Below are 14,893 nucleotides of genomic sequence, written 5' to 3'. Positions count from 1 at the left end.
TTTTTTGTTAAGTGTAGATGACAGCAGGAAAAATGCGGAAGATTGTGCAGCGGGTTTTGCCGGGTAAGGCGAAGCCGCCACCCGGCAATGTTTTACTATAGCGCGTCGAGGATATGGTACGCCGCCTCAACGCGTGCCGGGTTCGGATAGCTTTTATTCGCGAGCATCACGATGCCGATCTGCTTTTCAGGAATAAAGGCCACGTAGCTGCCGAACCCGCCCGTCGACCCGGTTTTGTGCACCCATGAGGCTTTTACAGGCGGAGCCGGAGGATCTATTTCGACCGCAGGCAAGGCGGCCAGCGCCACCTTACTGTCGCTGCCATCAACCACCGTTTTTGCCTCCACGGGCCAGTTGAGCATCTCCCAGCCAAGGCCCTGGTACATTGAACCGATACGCCAGTAGCGCGACTGCGCCAGCGCGATGCCCTGCTTAAGTGAGGCATCTGCAACGTTCTCTGGCGCCATGTTTGCCATGACCCAGTTCGCCATATCCTGCACGTTGGTTTTCACGCCATAGGCTTGTGCATCCAGCATCCCCGGCGAAACGTGTACCGCTTTGCCGTCACGAGAGCCCCAGGCGTAATGCGCCTCTTCCGCTTTCGGCACGTTAATCCAGGTGTGATGCAGCGCCAGCGGTTTGAAGACTCGCTCGGTCATCGCCTGCTCGTAGCGCATGCCGGAAGGCTTGACCGCCAGCGCACCAAACAGGCCGATGCTGGCGTTGGCATAAAGGCGCGTTGTGCCTGGCTTCCACTGTGGCTGCCAGTGTTGATAGAAGCGCAGCAGGGAGGCGTCATCCGTCACCTCATCGGGCACCTGTAGCGGCAGGCCACCGGCGGTGTAGGACGCGAGATCCAGCATTCGAATCCCTTGCCACTGCTTGCCCGTCAGTTCAGGCCAGTATTTGGTCACCGGATCGTCCAGCGAAATTTCACCGCGAGCAAGGGCATCCCCACCTAAAACGCCGGTGAAGGTTTTACTTATAGAGCCCAGCTCGAACAGGGTCTGAGGCGTAACCGGTTTGTTGGCTGCGATATCGGCCTTGCCAAACGTGTAATAGTGCGGTTTACCCTGATAAATAACGGCCACCGCCATACCGGGAATAGACTGGGCTTTCATCAGCGGCGTAACCGTCTTCGCGACCACCTCGGCCAGCTGTTGTTCGGACACTGGCGCGGCGAGGGCAGAGCAAGAGATGCCGAGCAGCACGGCGCAGCAAAGGGTTTTTTTCATCATCAGTAATCTTCCGTAATAGCGAGTCAAGGGGATGTCCGGGCCCGTCAGACAGGCGTAGTCTGTTAGATTTGACTGCACCTGACAAACGGTTAAATTTAGCATTAGCTGTTAATTTTTCTAACGGAAGAGACCATGACGCGAAGCTATCTCCCCCTCAATTCGCTTCGAGCCTTTGAAGCCGCCGCAAGACATCTCAGCTTTACGCATGCGGCCATTGAGCTGAACGTGACCCATTCCGCCATTAGCCAGCATGTGAAGACGCTGGAGCAGCACCTGAACTGTCAGCTGTTCGTTCGCGTTTCGCGCGGGCTGATGTTGACTACCGAGGGCGAAAATTTACTGCCGGTGCTGAATGATTCGTTCGATCGTATAGCCGGTATGCTGGATCGCTTTGCTAACCATCGTGCGCAGGAGAAGCTGAAAATCGGCGTGGTGGGCACGTTCGCGACCGGGGTGTTATTCTCACTGCTGGACGATTTTCGCCGTGGCTATCCGCATATCGATCTTCAGCTTTCTACCCATAATAACCGCGTCGATCCGGCCGCCGAAGGGCTTGACTACACGATCCGCTACGGCGGCGGGGCGTGGCACGGCACCGAGGCTGAATTTCTTTGTCATGCGCCGCTCGCGCCGCTGTGTACGCCGGATATTGCCGCCCGTCTGCACAGTCCGGCCGATATCCTCAGGTTTACGCTGCTGCGCTCCTACCGGCGCGACGAATGGTCCGCGTGGATGCAGGCGGCCGGCGAGCATCCCCCTTCGCCAACGCACCGTGTGATGGTGTTTGATTCGTCCGTGACCATGCTGGAGGCCGCTCAGGCGGGAGTGGGCATTGCCATCGCGCCTGTCAATATGTTTACCCATCTGTTAGCCAGCGAGCGCATTGTGCAGCCCTTTGCAACGCAGATTGAGCTCGGCAGTTACTGGCTGACCCGATTGCAGTCCCGGGCAGAAACGCCCGCAATGCGGGAATTTTCCGGGTGGCTGGCAGGAAAGATGAAAAAGTAAAAAGCCCGCCGGACGGCGGGCCAGTTCAGTCAGATGGTGACCACGGCAATCAGCGTGACCACCGTCAGAATGGTCGCCAGACCGTAGAAGACCCATTTACCGCTTGGCACATGGATTTTCAGATCGTGCATCGCATGGTGGATACGGTGCAGGCCGCACCACAGCGGCAGGACGATCATCAGGAAGAGAAATACGCGGCCAATAAAGCTGCTCGCAAAGGCCAGCACGCGCTCGTAGCTCAGCGCATCGCCCGGGAACAGCCCCAGCGGCAGCATGATCCCGACCAGCAGGATGATGACCGGGGTAATAATGGCGCTCCACATGCCGCCTGCGCCAAATAGCCCCCAGAAGACCGGCTCGTCTGAACGTTTTGGATTTGGATTGATCACAGTAGTCTCCTTACCAGAACAGCGCGACAAACAGAATGACCACAGAGACAACTGCGGTCACTGCCCAGAGCCCTTTGATAACCGGCTCCGGCCCCATTTTCTCGCCTTTAACAATGATGTTTGCCGCTTTTGGCGCCAGTTCAAACCAGGTTTTGGTATGCAGCAGCGCGGCTGCGAGCACAATCAGATTCAGAACCACGATGATTGGGTTTTGCAGGAAGCCCACAAAACTGGCCCAGGCTTCCGGGCCGTGCTTGAGAGCATAAAGCCCGTACATCAGTTCGAGGCTGAACCAGACCGCGGGAACTGCCGTGCCTTCACGCAGCATATAGAAGCGATAAAACGGCAGTTTTTTCCACCAGGTGGACGGCATTGGCCGCACGTAGGCTTTGCGTTTAGTCGTCATCATGCACTCCTTAGCGTGGTTTCAGGGTAGCGATAAGAAAGTCTTTCGAGCTTTCCACTTTTCCCTGCTGAATGGCGGCGGCCGGGTCGACATGCTTCGGACAGACTTCAGAGCAGTAACCCACAAACGTGCAGGTCCAGACCCCGTTCTGGCCGTTAAGCTGTGCCATACGTTCTTTTTTGCCGTGGTCGCGGCTGTCCTCGTTATAGCGGTGCGCCAGGGTAATGGCGGCCGGGCCGATAAACTCAGGGTTCAGGCCAAACTGCGGACAGGCGGCGTAGCAAAGGCCGCAGTTGATGCAGCCGGAAAACTGATGGTATTTCGCCATCTGCGCGGGCGTCTGGGTGTTTGGACCCTGATCCGGCGTACGCGGATTGCCGATGATGTACGGCTTTATCGCTTCGAGGCTTTCGATAAAGTGGGTCATGTCGACCACCAGATCGCGCTCAATCGGGAAGTTGCCCAGCGCTTCAACCCTGATGCCTTTGGTGTAATCGCGCAGGAAGGTTTTACACGCCAGCTTCGGCACTTTGTTGACCATCATGCCGCAGGAGCCGCAGATTGCCATGCGGCAGGACCAGCGGTAGCTCAGGTCTGGCGCCAGGTTGTCTTTAATATAGCCGAGCGCATCCAGCAGGGAGGTTTGCTCGTCGTAAGGGACTTCGTAGAAAGCGCTGTGCGGCGCGTCGTCCACTTCCGGATTGTAGCGCACCACTTCAACTTTCAGTTTTTGCATCTCAGCCATTCGCCTTCTCCTTCTTATCGGCGGCTTCTGCTTCTGCACCGTAAACGCGTTTCGCTGGTGGCAGCGTGGTGATTTTCACGTCGCTGTAGTCCAGGCGGGTGGTGCCATCCGCATCGCGCCAGGCGAGAGTGTGTTTAAGGAAATTGACGTCGTCACGTTCGGTGCAGCCCTCGTCCAGACGCTGGTGCGCGCCGCGCGACTCTTTACGCGCCAGGGCAGAGTGCGCCATACATTCCGCGACGTTCAGGCCGTGGCCCAGTTCAATGGTATAGAGCAGGTCGGTATTAAAGACGCTGGAGGTGTCGGTGATCCGCACGCGCTTGAAGCGCTCCTGCAACTCCGCCAGCTTGTCGACGGTTTTCTGCATCAGCTCTGGCGTACGGTAGATCCCGCAGCCTTCTTCCATCGACAGGCCCATTTCGTCGCGGATCTTCGACCAGTTTTCGTTACCTTCCTGGTTCACCAGGTCTTTCAGCCGTTTTTCGACGTCTGCAACCTGCGCATCCAGCGCCGCGCTGTTGGCGTCGCCTGCGGTTGCGGCACGCTCCATCGCGCGTTCGCCCGCCATACGTCCAAAGACCACCAGCTCAGCCAGCGAGTTTGAGCCCAGACGGTTTGCGCCATGCAGACCCACGGAGGAACACTCGCCCACCGCAAACAGCCCTTTGATGCGGGTTTCGCACTGCTGGTCGGTTTCGATTCCGCCCATCGTATAGTGCGCGGTTGGACGCACCGGGATCGGCTCTTTCACCGGGTCGACGCCCACATAGGCTTTCGCCAGCTCGCAGATAAACGGCAGACGCTCCAGCAGTTTTTTCTCGCCGAGGTGGCGCAGGTCGAGATGCACCACGTCACCGCGCGGCGTTGAGATGGTGTTGCCTTTGCGCCACTCGTGCCAGAAAGCCTGAGAAACTTTGTCGCGTGGGCCAAGTTCCATGTATTTGTTTTTCGGCTCGCCGAGCGGAGTTTCCGGGCCCATACCGTAATCCTGTAGATAACGGTAACCGTTTTTGTTGACCAGAATACCGCCTTCACCGCGGCAGCCTTCCGTCATCAGAATACCGGAGCCGGGCAGGCCGGTTGGGTGATACTGAACGAACTCCATATCGCGCAGCGGCACGCCGTGGCTGAGCGCCATGCCCATACCGTCACCGGTGACGATGCCGCCGTTGGTGTTATAGCGGTACACGCGGCCCGCACCGCCGGTCGCCATGACCACTGCATTCGCGCGGATCTGGACAAGCGTGCCTTCCATCATGTTCATCGCCACCAGCCCGCGCGCATGACCGTCGTCGACCAGAATGTCGAGAACGAAATGTTCGTCAAAGCGCTGGATTTGTGGGAACTGGAGGGAGGTCTGAAACAGGGTGTGCAGCATGTGGAAGCCGGTCTTATCGGCGGCAAACCAGGTGCGTTCGATCTTCATGCCACCGAAGCGGCGAACGTTGACGCTCCCGTCCGGACGGCGGCTCCACGGGCATCCCCATTGTTCCAGCTGGGTCATTTCCGTTGGGCAATGGTGAACGAAATAATCAACGACATCCTGTTCGCAAAGCCAGTCGCCCCCTGCAACCGTGTCGTGGAAATGGTATTCGAAGCTGTCATGATCCTGCGCGACGGCGGCGGATCCTCCTTCTGCGGCTACCGTGTGGCTGCGCATCGGATAGACTTTTGAAATCAATGCGATTTTAGCGTTCGGATTGGCTTGTGCCGCAGCAATTGCAGCGCGTAATCCAGCCCCGCCAGCGCCTATTACGGCAAGATCGGCTTGAAAAGTTTGCACGACATTCCTCCAGATTTTTGTTTTCCCGCAACGCGATGAACTAAAGGACGTTCACCTGCCCGAACGGGCGATTGCGGAAGCGATTCCACTGCTCCTTTATGGGTATAACAGTATAACCGCGTAGATGTGAGGGAAATTTGACGCGTTCGATTTTTTTGCTGTTCTGTGCGGTGATTTATCATCGTGATTGATGAATGGCGTCACAGTATTTTTCTGTGTAATGAAAAAGGACTTTTACTGTGCAAAATTTGTCTCTGCCCCGGCTTACGAGTAGACTTCGTGCCCTTGTCTGAAAACGGAGAAAAACTCATGAGCGAAACGGCCACCTGGCAGCCGAGCGCATCCATTCCAAACCTGTTGAAGCGCGCAGCAATTATGGCGGAGATCCGCCGCTTCTTTGCAGATCGCGGCGTCCTGGAGGTGGAAACGCCGTGCATGAGTCAGGCGACGGTCACGGATATTCATCTGGTCCCGTTTGAAACCCGTTTTGTTGGCCCTGGCCACTCTCAGGGCATGAATCTGTATCTGATGACCAGCCCGGAATACCATATGAAGCGTCTGCTGGCGGCCGGATGTGGCCCGGTTTATCAGCTGTGCCGTAGCTTCCGTAATGAAGAGATGGGCCGGCACCATAATCCGGAATTCACCATGCTGGAGTGGTACCGCCCGCACTACGACATGTATCGCCTGATGAACGAAGTCGACGATCTGCTGCAACAGGTGCTGGATTGCGCGGAAGCTGAAACGCTCTCCTATCAGCAGGCCTTCCAGCGCCATCTGGAAATCGATCCGCTCTCGGCTGATAAAACCCAGTTGCGTGAGGTGGCGGCAAAACTGGATCTGAGCAACGTGGCGGATACCGAAGAGGACCGCGACACGCTGCTGCAACTGCTGTTCACCTTTGGCGTTGAACCGCAAATTGGTAAAGATCGCCCGACGTTTGTCTACCACTTCCCGGCCAGCCAGGCCTCGCTGGCGCAGATCAGCACCGAAGATCACCGCGTGGCGGAGCGTTTTGAGGTGTACTTTAAAGGCATTGAGCTGGCGAACGGTTTCCACGAGCTGACCGACGCGCGCGAACAGCAGCAGCGTTTCGAGCAGGATAACCGCAAGCGCAACGCGCGCGGTCTGCCGCAGCAGCCGATTGACACCAACCTGCTGGAAGCGCTTAAGGCCGGTTTGCCGGACTGCTCCGGCGTGGCGCTGGGCGTGGATCGACTGGTGATGCTGGCGCTGGGCGCGGAACAGCTGGGCGACGTGATCGCCTTTACGGTCGATCGCGCTTAAAGAGTTGCCGGGTGGCGCTGTCGCTTACCCGGTCATTTAACTTGCCATATTAAAAACTGTTATTTTCTCTATACGCGGGTCTTTTTCTTAATTTGACTCGTATAGCCACAATATTTGTCTGGTCATCTGCTACCATCCGCGCAGTTTAATTCCGTTTCGGATGGTTATATGTCCCACTCACTCAAAAAAATGACCCTTACCGGGCTCATCCTGATGATTTTTACGTCAGTCTTTGGCTTTGCCAATAGCCCGTCCGCTTTTTATCTGATGGGCTACAGCGCAACGCCGTTTTATATCGTTTCCGCTCTGTTCTTCTTTATCCCGTTTGCGCTGATGATGGCGGAGATGGGCTCGGCTTACCGGAAAGAAGAGGGCGGCATCTATTCGTGGATGAACAACAGCGTCGGTCCACGCTATGCGTTTATCGGTACCTTCATGTGGTTTTCATCCTACGTGGTCTGGATGGTCAGCACGGCAGCCAAGGTCTGGGTGCCGTTCTCGACGTTTCTCTTCGGTGCGGACAAAACGCAGGTCTGGTCCCTGGCGGGGCTGAGCTCCACGCAGGTGGTGGGTATTCTGGCGGTGTGCTGGATGGTGGTGGTCACGCTGGTGGCCTCCAAAGGCATCAACAAAATAGCCCGTATCACCGCGGTTGGCGGTATTTCCGTGATGTGTCTGAATCTGGTGCTGCTGCTGGCCAGTATCGCCATTCTGTGCCTGAACGGCGGGCATTTCGCCCAGGAAGTCAACTTTGTTTCATCGCCTAATCCGGGGTATCAGTCCGGGCTGGCCATGCTCTCGTTCGTGGTGTTTGCCATCTTTGCTTACGGCGGTATTGAAGCCGTAGGCGGGCTGGTCGACAAAACCGAAAACCCGGAAAAGAACTTCGCCAAAGGCATTATTTTTGCCGCTATCGTCATTTCCATTGGCTACTCACTGGCGATTTTCCTCTGGGGCGTCAGCACCAACTGGCAGCAGGTGTTGAGCAATAACACCACCAACCTCGGGAACATCACCTACGTGCTGATGAAAAGCCTGGGGATGACGCTCGGTAACGCCATGCACCTGACGCCGGAAGGATCGGCTACCCTGGGGATCTGGTTTGCGCGCATTACCGGCCTGTCGATGTTCCTCGCCTATACCGGCGCGTTCTTCACGCTCATCTACTCGCCGCTGAAAGCGATTATTCAGGGCACGCCAAAGGCGCTGTGGCCCGCACGGATGACCCAGCTTAATGCTGCCGGTATGCCTGCTAACGCCATGTGGATGCAGTGCCTCCTGGTGTGCGTATTCATTCTGCTGGTGTCCTTTGGCGGCGATACCGCGTCGGCCTTCTATAACAAGCTGACCCTGATGGCGAACGTGTCAATGACGCTTCCGTACCTTTTCCTGGCCTTGGCGTTTCCGTTCTTTAAGGCGAAGCAGGATCTGGAGCGTCCGTTTGTGATCTTCAAAACCCGCGCGGCGACGCTGGTGGCGACCACCGTTGTGGTGCTGGTCGTCGCGTTCGCCAACATTTTTACCGTCATTCAGCCCGTGGTTGAGGCAAATGACTGGAACAGCACGCTGTGGATGGTTGGCGGACCGATTTTCTTCTCAATGCTGGCAATGGGGATTTATGAAAACTACCGCCGTCGCATGACGATCTGCGTGGCGGAAGTGGCATAGCGGATGAAAAACCCCTCCCGACAGGGAGGGGAAAAGAGATTACAAGCTTCCCGCCGGGCGCGAACGCGCCGCTGACGTCAAGGTTCTTCCCGTCTTACGTCCGTCCAGCGTTTCCAGACGCATCTGGAACGGTGGGAACGGCATATCGATCCCGTGCTCGCGGAAACCAGCCAGAATCAGCTGGTGGATCTCATGGCGCAGCGGCATACGGTGGCCCATCTCGGCGGCGTAAATACGCAGCTCGAAAATCTGGATCCCCTGCTGCAAATCAACCAGGAAGACTTCCGGCGGTGGGTTATCGATCACCAGCGAACAACGTTCCGCAGCCGTATACAGGATCTGCGTTACCTCTTCGCTGTTGGCATCCGACGGGGCCGGTACGGTCAGCACCACACGCGTGACGGAGTCAGACAGCGACCAGTTGATAAACTGCTCGGTGATAAACGCTTTGTTCGGGACGATGATCTCTTTACGGTCCCAGTCGCTGATGGTGGTAGCGCGGGTGTTGATTCGGGTGACGCTGCCGGTCAGATCGCGGATGGTCACCGTATCGCCAATTCGGATCGGTTTTTCAAACAGAATGATCAGACCAGACACGAAGTTGGCGAAGATTTCCTGTAAACCAAAGCCCAGGCCTACGGTCAGGGCGGCAACCAGCCATTGCAGTTTTGACCATTCGATACCAATCATCGAGAAGCCCACCAGCCCACCAAACAGCATGATTAAATACTTGGTGATAGTGGTGATCGCATAGCCCGTGCCGGGGGTTAAATCCAGATGCTGCAACAGCGCCAGCTCCAGCAGAGCAGGGAAGTTACGTATCAGCTGCGTGGTGATGATCAGCACCAGAATCGCAATCAGCACGGCCCCTAATGTGATGGGCTCCAGGCTTTCGACTCCCTGCACCGTGGACGTCACGTCCCACAACGAAATGTTCTCCAGGAAGCCAAACGCGGAGTGAATTTCCGACCACAGGAAAATCACCGACAGCAGGGCAACCAGCATCAGAATTGAGCGCACCAGCCGCAGGGACTGGGTACTGATAGCATCCAGATCCAGTTCAACGTCGTCTGCTTCCGCTGCCCCTTCCGTGCTGTTGACGTGGTTCGGCTCTTCTTCGCCGCGCGCACGCTGGGCCAGAATTTCTGCGCGTCGATGTTTGGCGCGGTCAAACGCCAGACGACGACGCTGGATCAGCATGCCGCGGCGAATAACGTGGTAAACCACCAGCAGCAGGAACCAGATAGCCACCGACGTTTCCAGTCGCGCCAGCAGCGCCTGCGACGTAGCGAGGTAGCCGACAGCTGCCGCCAGCATTGCCGCCAGCGGCGCGCTGAGCAGCAGGTTCCACAGCAGACGGTTAAACATGTTATCGCCACTGCCGCTCTTATCGAGATAGAGCGGGATCCCGGCGCGCTTCAGGCTGAGCGTTACCACCGCCAGTGCCCCGCAGATCAGCATAAAGCACAGACGTCCCAGCGAGCCGGAGAATTCCCGATCATTGAGATTATCGAACATGATCAACGCCATAATCAGCGGCACAATCAGCCCGATACTCATCAGGTAATAACGCATCGCCCGCGCAACGCGATTACGCGGCCAGCCAAAGTGAGCGATGAACAGACCGTTTGGCCGCGCGAACGTGGCGCAAATCATCACGACCCACAGCAGCGGGACGGTGGCGGTTACGCCGTCGCCAATCGCGACGGCAAGGGGATAAGGCCAGGCTTCACGCAGGCCGTATCCGAGTGTCATCCACAGCACCGGCAGCGGGGACGCGACCAGAATTGACCAGAACACCGTGCGCAGCGTCAGCCAGAAGTGATCCTGGGTCACTTTTCCCACACGGGCGCTGGAGCGCTCGAGGAAACGGGTAAAGTGGCGACGGGAATAAATACTGAAGCCCACCAGAATCAGCGCTCCCAGCAGCGGGAAGATGGTCTCCTTACTGGTTATCATCATCACGCTGGCAAGGCCAAGCTGGCTGAAGGTATCCAGCGAAATAAGGCGGCGCAGATCCTGCACAATTTCAATCGGCCAGGCGAAGGTCATCGGCCGCACGTCGGATGTCCAGAAGAGATAACGGTGCGTGGCCTCGTTGACCTCCTTCAGCGCATCCTCCAGCTGGCTGTTTGATACTTTCAGCTTGGTCAGCTCAAGGATCAGCGTATCGCCACCCTGTAACAGGGAGTTCAGCAGCTCGCGCTGGGTGCGCAGCTGCGCTTCCAGAATACGACTCTGCTCGCCGGTAAGCGGCTGTCCGTCAGCCTGACGGATCTGGCGGATTTGCGGCTGCTTGTTGAGGAGGTCTTCATAGTGAAGACGCTGAACGCGCAGCTGCGCCATCTCAGTATCGAGCTGCTGCGGTTTTGGCATCTCCGGCAGACGCGCGACCTGCGCACGTAACGCTTCGCCCAACAGGTTAGACGAGCCAAGCCACTGGGACTGTTCGCGCAGCGTGTTGAGCGCCTGACGCACCTGAAGGGTTTGATTGGTGGCCTGGCGCTGCTGCGACGCGACCAAATCCATACGCTGCGCCTGCTGATTCAGCGCCGCAGAAAGTTCGCGGTTAACCTTAAACTGGGCGACGATGCCTTCAGGCAGGTTATCGCTGTTTTCGGCCAATAACTCGGTGCTTTCCAGCGCACGTTCAGCTTCACGCTGACGCTGGTTGTTGAGCTGATTTCTCAGCGCCTGGAGATACGCATCAAGCTGTTCGCTCTGCTTCTGCGCCAGCTCGGAACGCATCCGCGACAGCTCCTGGCGGTTGTTGGCAGAAAGCTGTGCCAGCTCCAGTTCATCGACCAGCGCTTTCAGTCTGGCGGATTCAGCCTGTAGCCCAAGATTTTGCGCCTGATTCTGCGGCGTGTTGCCCGTCTGCGTCCCGATGCGGCGTTCTACCTCATTTAACTGACGGCGGGCGTCGGTTTGCTGCTGTGGAAGCTGGCTGAGGGAGTCGGCAATTTCACGCGCCCGCTCCTGCTCCTGCTGAGCCAGGCGGCTCTTTTCCAGAAGCTGGCTGCTGACTTGCAGGATCTCCTGATTCAGCGCCTCGGACGTCATCCCCGCGGGTACCTGGCGCGGTTCATCGCGCAGGTTGTTTAACTGCGAGCGCAGGGTCTGAGAGAGTTTGGGGAAGTTGTCGATAACCTGCTGATACTGCTGCGCGCGCTCAAGGGAGCCTTTCCGCTCCTCAAGCGCGTTCAGTGCAGACTGGAGCGACTCAACGGCCTCCGGCTGAGCGGGTTTCGCCGCTTTTGCCTGCTCCAGCTCCTGGGTTATCTGTTTGGCGTCGGGGGCCGTCGCTGCGTACGCCCCCATGCTGAGGCACCAGGCCATCAGTAATACGATAATCGGGCGCACGTCAGCGATCCTTCTGTTGTTAGCCTTCGTCTTTTTTGTCGTCAACCAGCGGGCTGGCGTCGTGCTCGGCCTTAATCTCTTCTTCCGGCAACGGGGCTGGCGCAACGTCTGGCGTTGCAAAGATTTCAGTCGATACGGCCAGAGGCTGGCCAAGTTTGGTCACGGACAGGCTTTTCAGCTCCTCGACCAGGTTAACTTTGCCCGGTGCGAACAGGTTGATTACCGTTGAGCCCAGCTTGAAGCGGCCCATCTCCTGACCTTTCAGCAGGGCCACAGAACCTTCTTCTTCGCCGGCAGGCCAGGTCCAGCGCTTGATCACGCCTTCGCGCGGCGGCGTAATGGTGCCCGCCCAGACGGTTTCGATGCTGCCTACGATGGTCGCACCCACCAGAATCTGCGCCATTGGGCCAAATTCAGTATCAAACAGGCAGATGACGCGCTCGTTGCGGGCAAACAGATTCGGGACGTTTTGCGCCGTCAGGTGGTTTACGGAGAACAGATCGCCCGGCACGTAGATCATCTCGCGCAGGATACCGTTACACGGCATATGAACGCGGTGATAGTCGCGCGGGGAGAGATAGGTGGTGGCGAACGTACCGTTGCGGAACAGATCCGCCATCAGGTAGTTACCGGCCAGCAGCGCTTCCAGGCTGTAGTTATGGCCTTTCGCCTGCAAAATTTTGTCGTCTTCAATTTTACCCAGCTGGCTGATCACGCCGTCAGCAGGCATCACCAGCACGTTCGGGTCGGTATTCAGCGGACGCACTTCGTCGCGCAGCGGACGCACAAAAAATTCGTTGAAGGTGCGGTAGCTTGCCGTATCCGGCTTCTGCGCTTCTTTCATGTCGACCTTGTAGTATTTCACGAACAGGTCGATGACCAGTTTGGTCAGCCAGCCCGCTCGTTTGCTCGCGCCCCAGCCCGCCAGGCGAGTGAGCCACAGTTTAGGCAGAATGTATTGAAGCGAAAGTTTAAATGAGTTTAACAAGGTAGCCTCCAGGCCATTGTTTTGTCGTTCCTGATCCGGCAGCGCGCTGCCGGAACCTGAAAAAAGGGGACGATTTTAGCGACGCTTAGCTTAGTTGTCAGTTATCAGAATCAGAAAAGTTTTTACGCGTTTTTACCTGATCCATGCTTTCGAGAATGCGGTGATAATTTTCGAAACGGGTTTCCGCAATTTCACCGTTCTCCACCGCTTCACGGATGGCACAGCCCGGATCGTTGTCATGTTTACAGTCGCGGTATTTGCAAGCGCCTAAATAGTCATGGAATTCGACAAATCCGTTAAAGATTTGTTCCGGTTCAAGGTGCCAAAGACCAAATTCGCGCACGCCCGGGGAGTCAATCACATCGCCGCCGTGTGGGAAGTGATAGAGACGTGAGGCGGTGGTGGTGTGCTGGCCCAGCCCGGAGACGTCCGACACATCGTTGGTCAGGATCTCCTGCTGAAGGCCGAGCAGATTGTTAAGCAGGCTGGATTTACCCACGCCGGACTGCCCTGCAAAGATGCTGATGCGGTCGGTCAGCGCATCTTCCAGCGGCTTCAGGCCGTCTTTGGTGCGGCTGGAAACCATCAAAACGCGATAGCCAATGTTGCGGTAGATATCCATCTGCTCATTCACAAAGGCCATGGCCTCCTCATCCAGCAGATCGATTTTATTCAGCACGATGAGCGGCTCAACCTGTAGCGTTTCGCAGGCCACCAGATAACGGTCGATAATATTGAGAGAAAGTTCGGGTAAAATCGCCGAAACGATCACGATCTGGTTAATGTTGGCGGCAATGGGCTTCACGCCGTCATAGAAATCAGGGCGGGTAAGGACCGACGTGCGTTCATGCACGGCTTCAACGATACCTTTAACCGTTACCCCTTCCGCCGCCTCCTTGCCCGGACGCCAGACCACGCGGTCCCCGGTCACCAGTGAACGGATGGTGCGACGGATATTGCAACGGTGGATATCCCCGTCGGCGGATTCGACATCGGCGTGCATGCCGAAGCGGCTGATCACAACGCCTTCTGTCGCTTCGCCAAACAGGTTGTCGTCGTAATCGGGCTTCTCCGTAGTGGTTTTAAGACGGCGCTGGTGATTTGCATTCACGCGGCGCTGCTGCCCTTTGGAGAGTTTATTTTTACTCAATCGCGCTGGCTCCTGGTCGCCCATAGCGGGCAAAACCTCTATGATACACTCTAATTAATACTAGTTAACCTGCTACTGCCGGTTAAGCGAGAAGGGTGGAAAATAACATGAGCGCGGACGAAAACAACCTGATTTGGATCGATCTGGAGATGACCGGCCTGGATCCCGAGCGCGATCGCATTATTGAGATCGCCACACTGGTCACCGATGCCAACCTCAATATTCTGGCGGAAGGCCCAACGATTGCCGTGCACCAGTCCGACGATCAGCTTGCGCTGATGGATGAGTGGAACGTGCGTACCCATACCGGCAGCGGGCTGGTGGAACGCGTGAAGGCCAGCACCCTGGGCGACCGCGAAGCGGAGCTGGCGACGCTTGAGTTTCTGAAGCAGTGGGTGCCGGCAGGAAAATCGCCTATCTGTGGCAACAGCATTGGTCAGGATCGTCGTTTCCTGTTTAAGTACATGCCGGAGCTGGAGTCCTACTTCCACTACCGCTATCTGGATGTAAGCACCCTGAAAGAGCTGGCCCGTCGCTGGAAACCGGAAATTCTCGACGGCTTCACAAAGCAGGGGACGCACCAGGCGATGGATGACATCCGCGAGTCTGTTGCGGAGCTGGCGTACTATCGCGAAAACTTTATTAAGCTCTGATTTTGCGATCCGGCGCGTTGCGCGGCCTGTATTTTGTCGTTAAATTGTTCAGCTTGCCGATTTAATAAGCACTTGAACTGAATTTCAAAAAAATCGCTTTGAGGGGGGTTGCAGCTAAACGGATTTCTCGTATAATGCGCCTCCCGTAACGACAGAGAATTACACGTTACGACAGCAACAAAAGCAGTACAGAGTTGCGGGAATAGCTCAGTTGG

12 protein-coding genes are annotated in these 14,893 nt (G+C 56.8%); 4 read left to right on the top strand and 8 right to left on the bottom strand.

The features are described 5' to 3' along the window. Positions 1-95 precede the first annotated feature (95 nt). Entirely contained in the window at positions 96-1,238 is a 1,143-nt protein-coding gene (blaACT, locus tag IM267_RS10060) for an ACT family cephalosporin-hydrolyzing class C beta-lactamase (protein WP_193033320.1), read from the bottom strand. Positions 1,239-1,370: 132 nt separating this feature from the next. On the opposite strand from blaACT, the gene ampR reads away from it, so the two are divergent. Next, positions 1,371-2,246, top strand: a complete 876-nt coding sequence (ampR, locus tag IM267_RS10055; RefSeq protein ID WP_193033319.1) for a LysR family transcriptional regulator AmpR — start codon at positions 1,371-1,373, stop codon at positions 2,244-2,246. A gap of 29 nt (positions 2,247-2,275) precedes the next feature. Here the strand turns inward: ampR and frdD are convergent, their stop codons facing one another. From frdD to frdA, 4 genes are read right to left on the bottom strand one after another with little or no spacing between them, the layout of a single operon-like run. After that, a complete protein-coding gene (frdD, locus tag IM267_RS10050; RefSeq protein ID WP_193033318.1) occupies positions 2,276-2,635 on the bottom strand; it encodes a fumarate reductase subunit FrdD in 360 nt (119 codons plus the stop codon). 10 nt (positions 2,636-2,645) lie between these two features. Further along, positions 2,646-3,041, bottom strand: coding sequence for a fumarate reductase subunit FrdC (gene frdC / locus IM267_RS10045; RefSeq protein ID WP_193033329.1), 396 nt, complete (start codon positions 3,039-3,041; stop codon positions 2,646-2,648). A 10-nt stretch (positions 3,042-3,051) separates the two neighbouring features. Then, the gene (locus IM267_RS10040; RefSeq protein WP_193033317.1) at positions 3,052-3,786 is read right to left on the bottom strand and encodes a succinate dehydrogenase/fumarate reductase iron-sulfur subunit; all 735 of its coding nucleotides are present in this window, start codon (positions 3,784-3,786) and stop codon (positions 3,052-3,054) included. Continuing rightward, the gene (frdA, locus tag IM267_RS10035) at positions 3,779-5,569 is read right to left on the bottom strand and encodes a fumarate reductase (quinol) flavoprotein subunit (protein ID WP_131637490.1); all 1,791 of its coding nucleotides are present in this window, start codon (positions 5,567-5,569) and stop codon (positions 3,779-3,781) included. The genes IM267_RS10040 and frdA overlap by 8 nt, the downstream gene beginning before the upstream one ends. A 309-nt stretch (positions 5,570-5,878) precedes the next feature. Here frdA and epmA point away from each other — a divergent pair, with 309 nt between their 5' ends. Both epmA and yjeM read left to right on the top strand, forming a co-directional pair. Next, a complete protein-coding gene (gene epmA / locus IM267_RS10030) occupies positions 5,879-6,856 on the top strand; it encodes an elongation factor P--(R)-beta-lysine ligase (protein ID WP_063450943.1) in 978 nt (325 codons plus the stop codon). A gap of 168 nt (positions 6,857-7,024) precedes the next feature. Then, positions 7,025-8,524, top strand: coding sequence for a glutamate/gamma-aminobutyrate family transporter YjeM (yjeM, locus tag IM267_RS10025; protein ID WP_193033316.1), 1,500 nt, complete (start codon positions 7,025-7,027; stop codon positions 8,522-8,524). Between the two features lie 39 nt (positions 8,525-8,563). Here yjeM and mscM read toward each other — a convergent pair whose 3' ends face one another. The 3 genes from mscM to rsgA all read right to left on the bottom strand — a co-directional run bounded on the left by mscM (position 8,564) and on the right by rsgA (position 14,025). Next, positions 8,564-11,887: a miniconductance mechanosensitive channel MscM gene (gene mscM / locus IM267_RS10020; protein WP_193033315.1), complete on the bottom strand. Its 3,324-nt coding sequence runs from the start codon at positions 11,885-11,887 to the stop codon at positions 8,564-8,566. Positions 11,888-11,906: 19 nt separating this feature from the next. Beyond that, entirely contained in the window at positions 11,907-12,875 is a 969-nt protein-coding gene (gene asd, locus IM267_RS10015) for an archaetidylserine decarboxylase (RefSeq protein WP_063450940.1), read from the bottom strand. Positions 12,876-12,972: 97 nt separating this feature from the next. Then, positions 12,973-14,025, bottom strand: a complete 1,053-nt coding sequence (gene rsgA, locus IM267_RS10010; RefSeq protein WP_181574919.1) for a small ribosomal subunit biogenesis GTPase RsgA — start codon at positions 14,023-14,025, stop codon at positions 12,973-12,975. A 107-nt stretch (positions 14,026-14,132) separates the two neighbouring features. Between rsgA and orn the strand changes: the two genes are divergently transcribed. After that, positions 14,133-14,678 carry an oligoribonuclease gene (orn, locus tag IM267_RS10005; protein ID WP_003855965.1) on the top strand — a complete coding sequence of 182 codons (546 nt, stop codon included), beginning with the start codon at positions 14,133-14,135 and terminating at the stop codon, positions 14,676-14,678. Positions 14,679-14,893 lie beyond the last annotated feature (215 nt).

The sequence above is a fragment of the Enterobacter cloacae complex sp. P15RS genome, from assembly GCF_014895905.1.
GTDB classification, from domain to species: domain Bacteria; phylum Pseudomonadota; class Gammaproteobacteria; order Enterobacterales; family Enterobacteriaceae; genus Enterobacter; species Enterobacter quasihormaechei.
Note: the sequence above shows the minus strand (reverse complement) of the source record. Positions and strands in the feature narration are given on the sequence as shown.

Excerpts from the sequence above, each read along its gene's own strand:
- blaACT (WP_193033320.1), bottom strand. The coding sequence starts at position 1,238 with ATGATGAAAAAAACCCTTTGCTGCGCCGTGCTGCTCGGCATCTCTTGC.
- ampR (WP_193033319.1), top strand. The coding sequence starts at position 1,371 with ATGACGCGAAGCTATCTCCCCCTCAATTCGCTTCGAGCCTTTGAAGCC.
- frdC (WP_193033329.1), bottom strand. The coding sequence starts at position 3,041 with ATGACGACTAAACGCAAAGCCTACGTGCGGCCAATGCCGTCCACCTGG.
- IM267_RS10040 (WP_193033317.1), bottom strand. The coding sequence starts at position 3,786 with ATGGCTGAGATGCAAAAACTGAAAGTTGAAGTGGTGCGCTACAATCCG.
- epmA (WP_063450943.1), top strand. The coding sequence starts at position 5,879 with ATGAGCGAAACGGCCACCTGGCAGCCGAGCGCATCCATTCCAAACCTG.
- yjeM (WP_193033316.1), top strand. The coding sequence starts at position 7,025 with ATGTCCCACTCACTCAAAAAAATGACCCTTACCGGGCTCATCCTGATG.
- orn (WP_003855965.1), top strand. The coding sequence starts at position 14,133 with ATGAGCGCGGACGAAAACAACCTGATTTGGATCGATCTGGAGATGACC.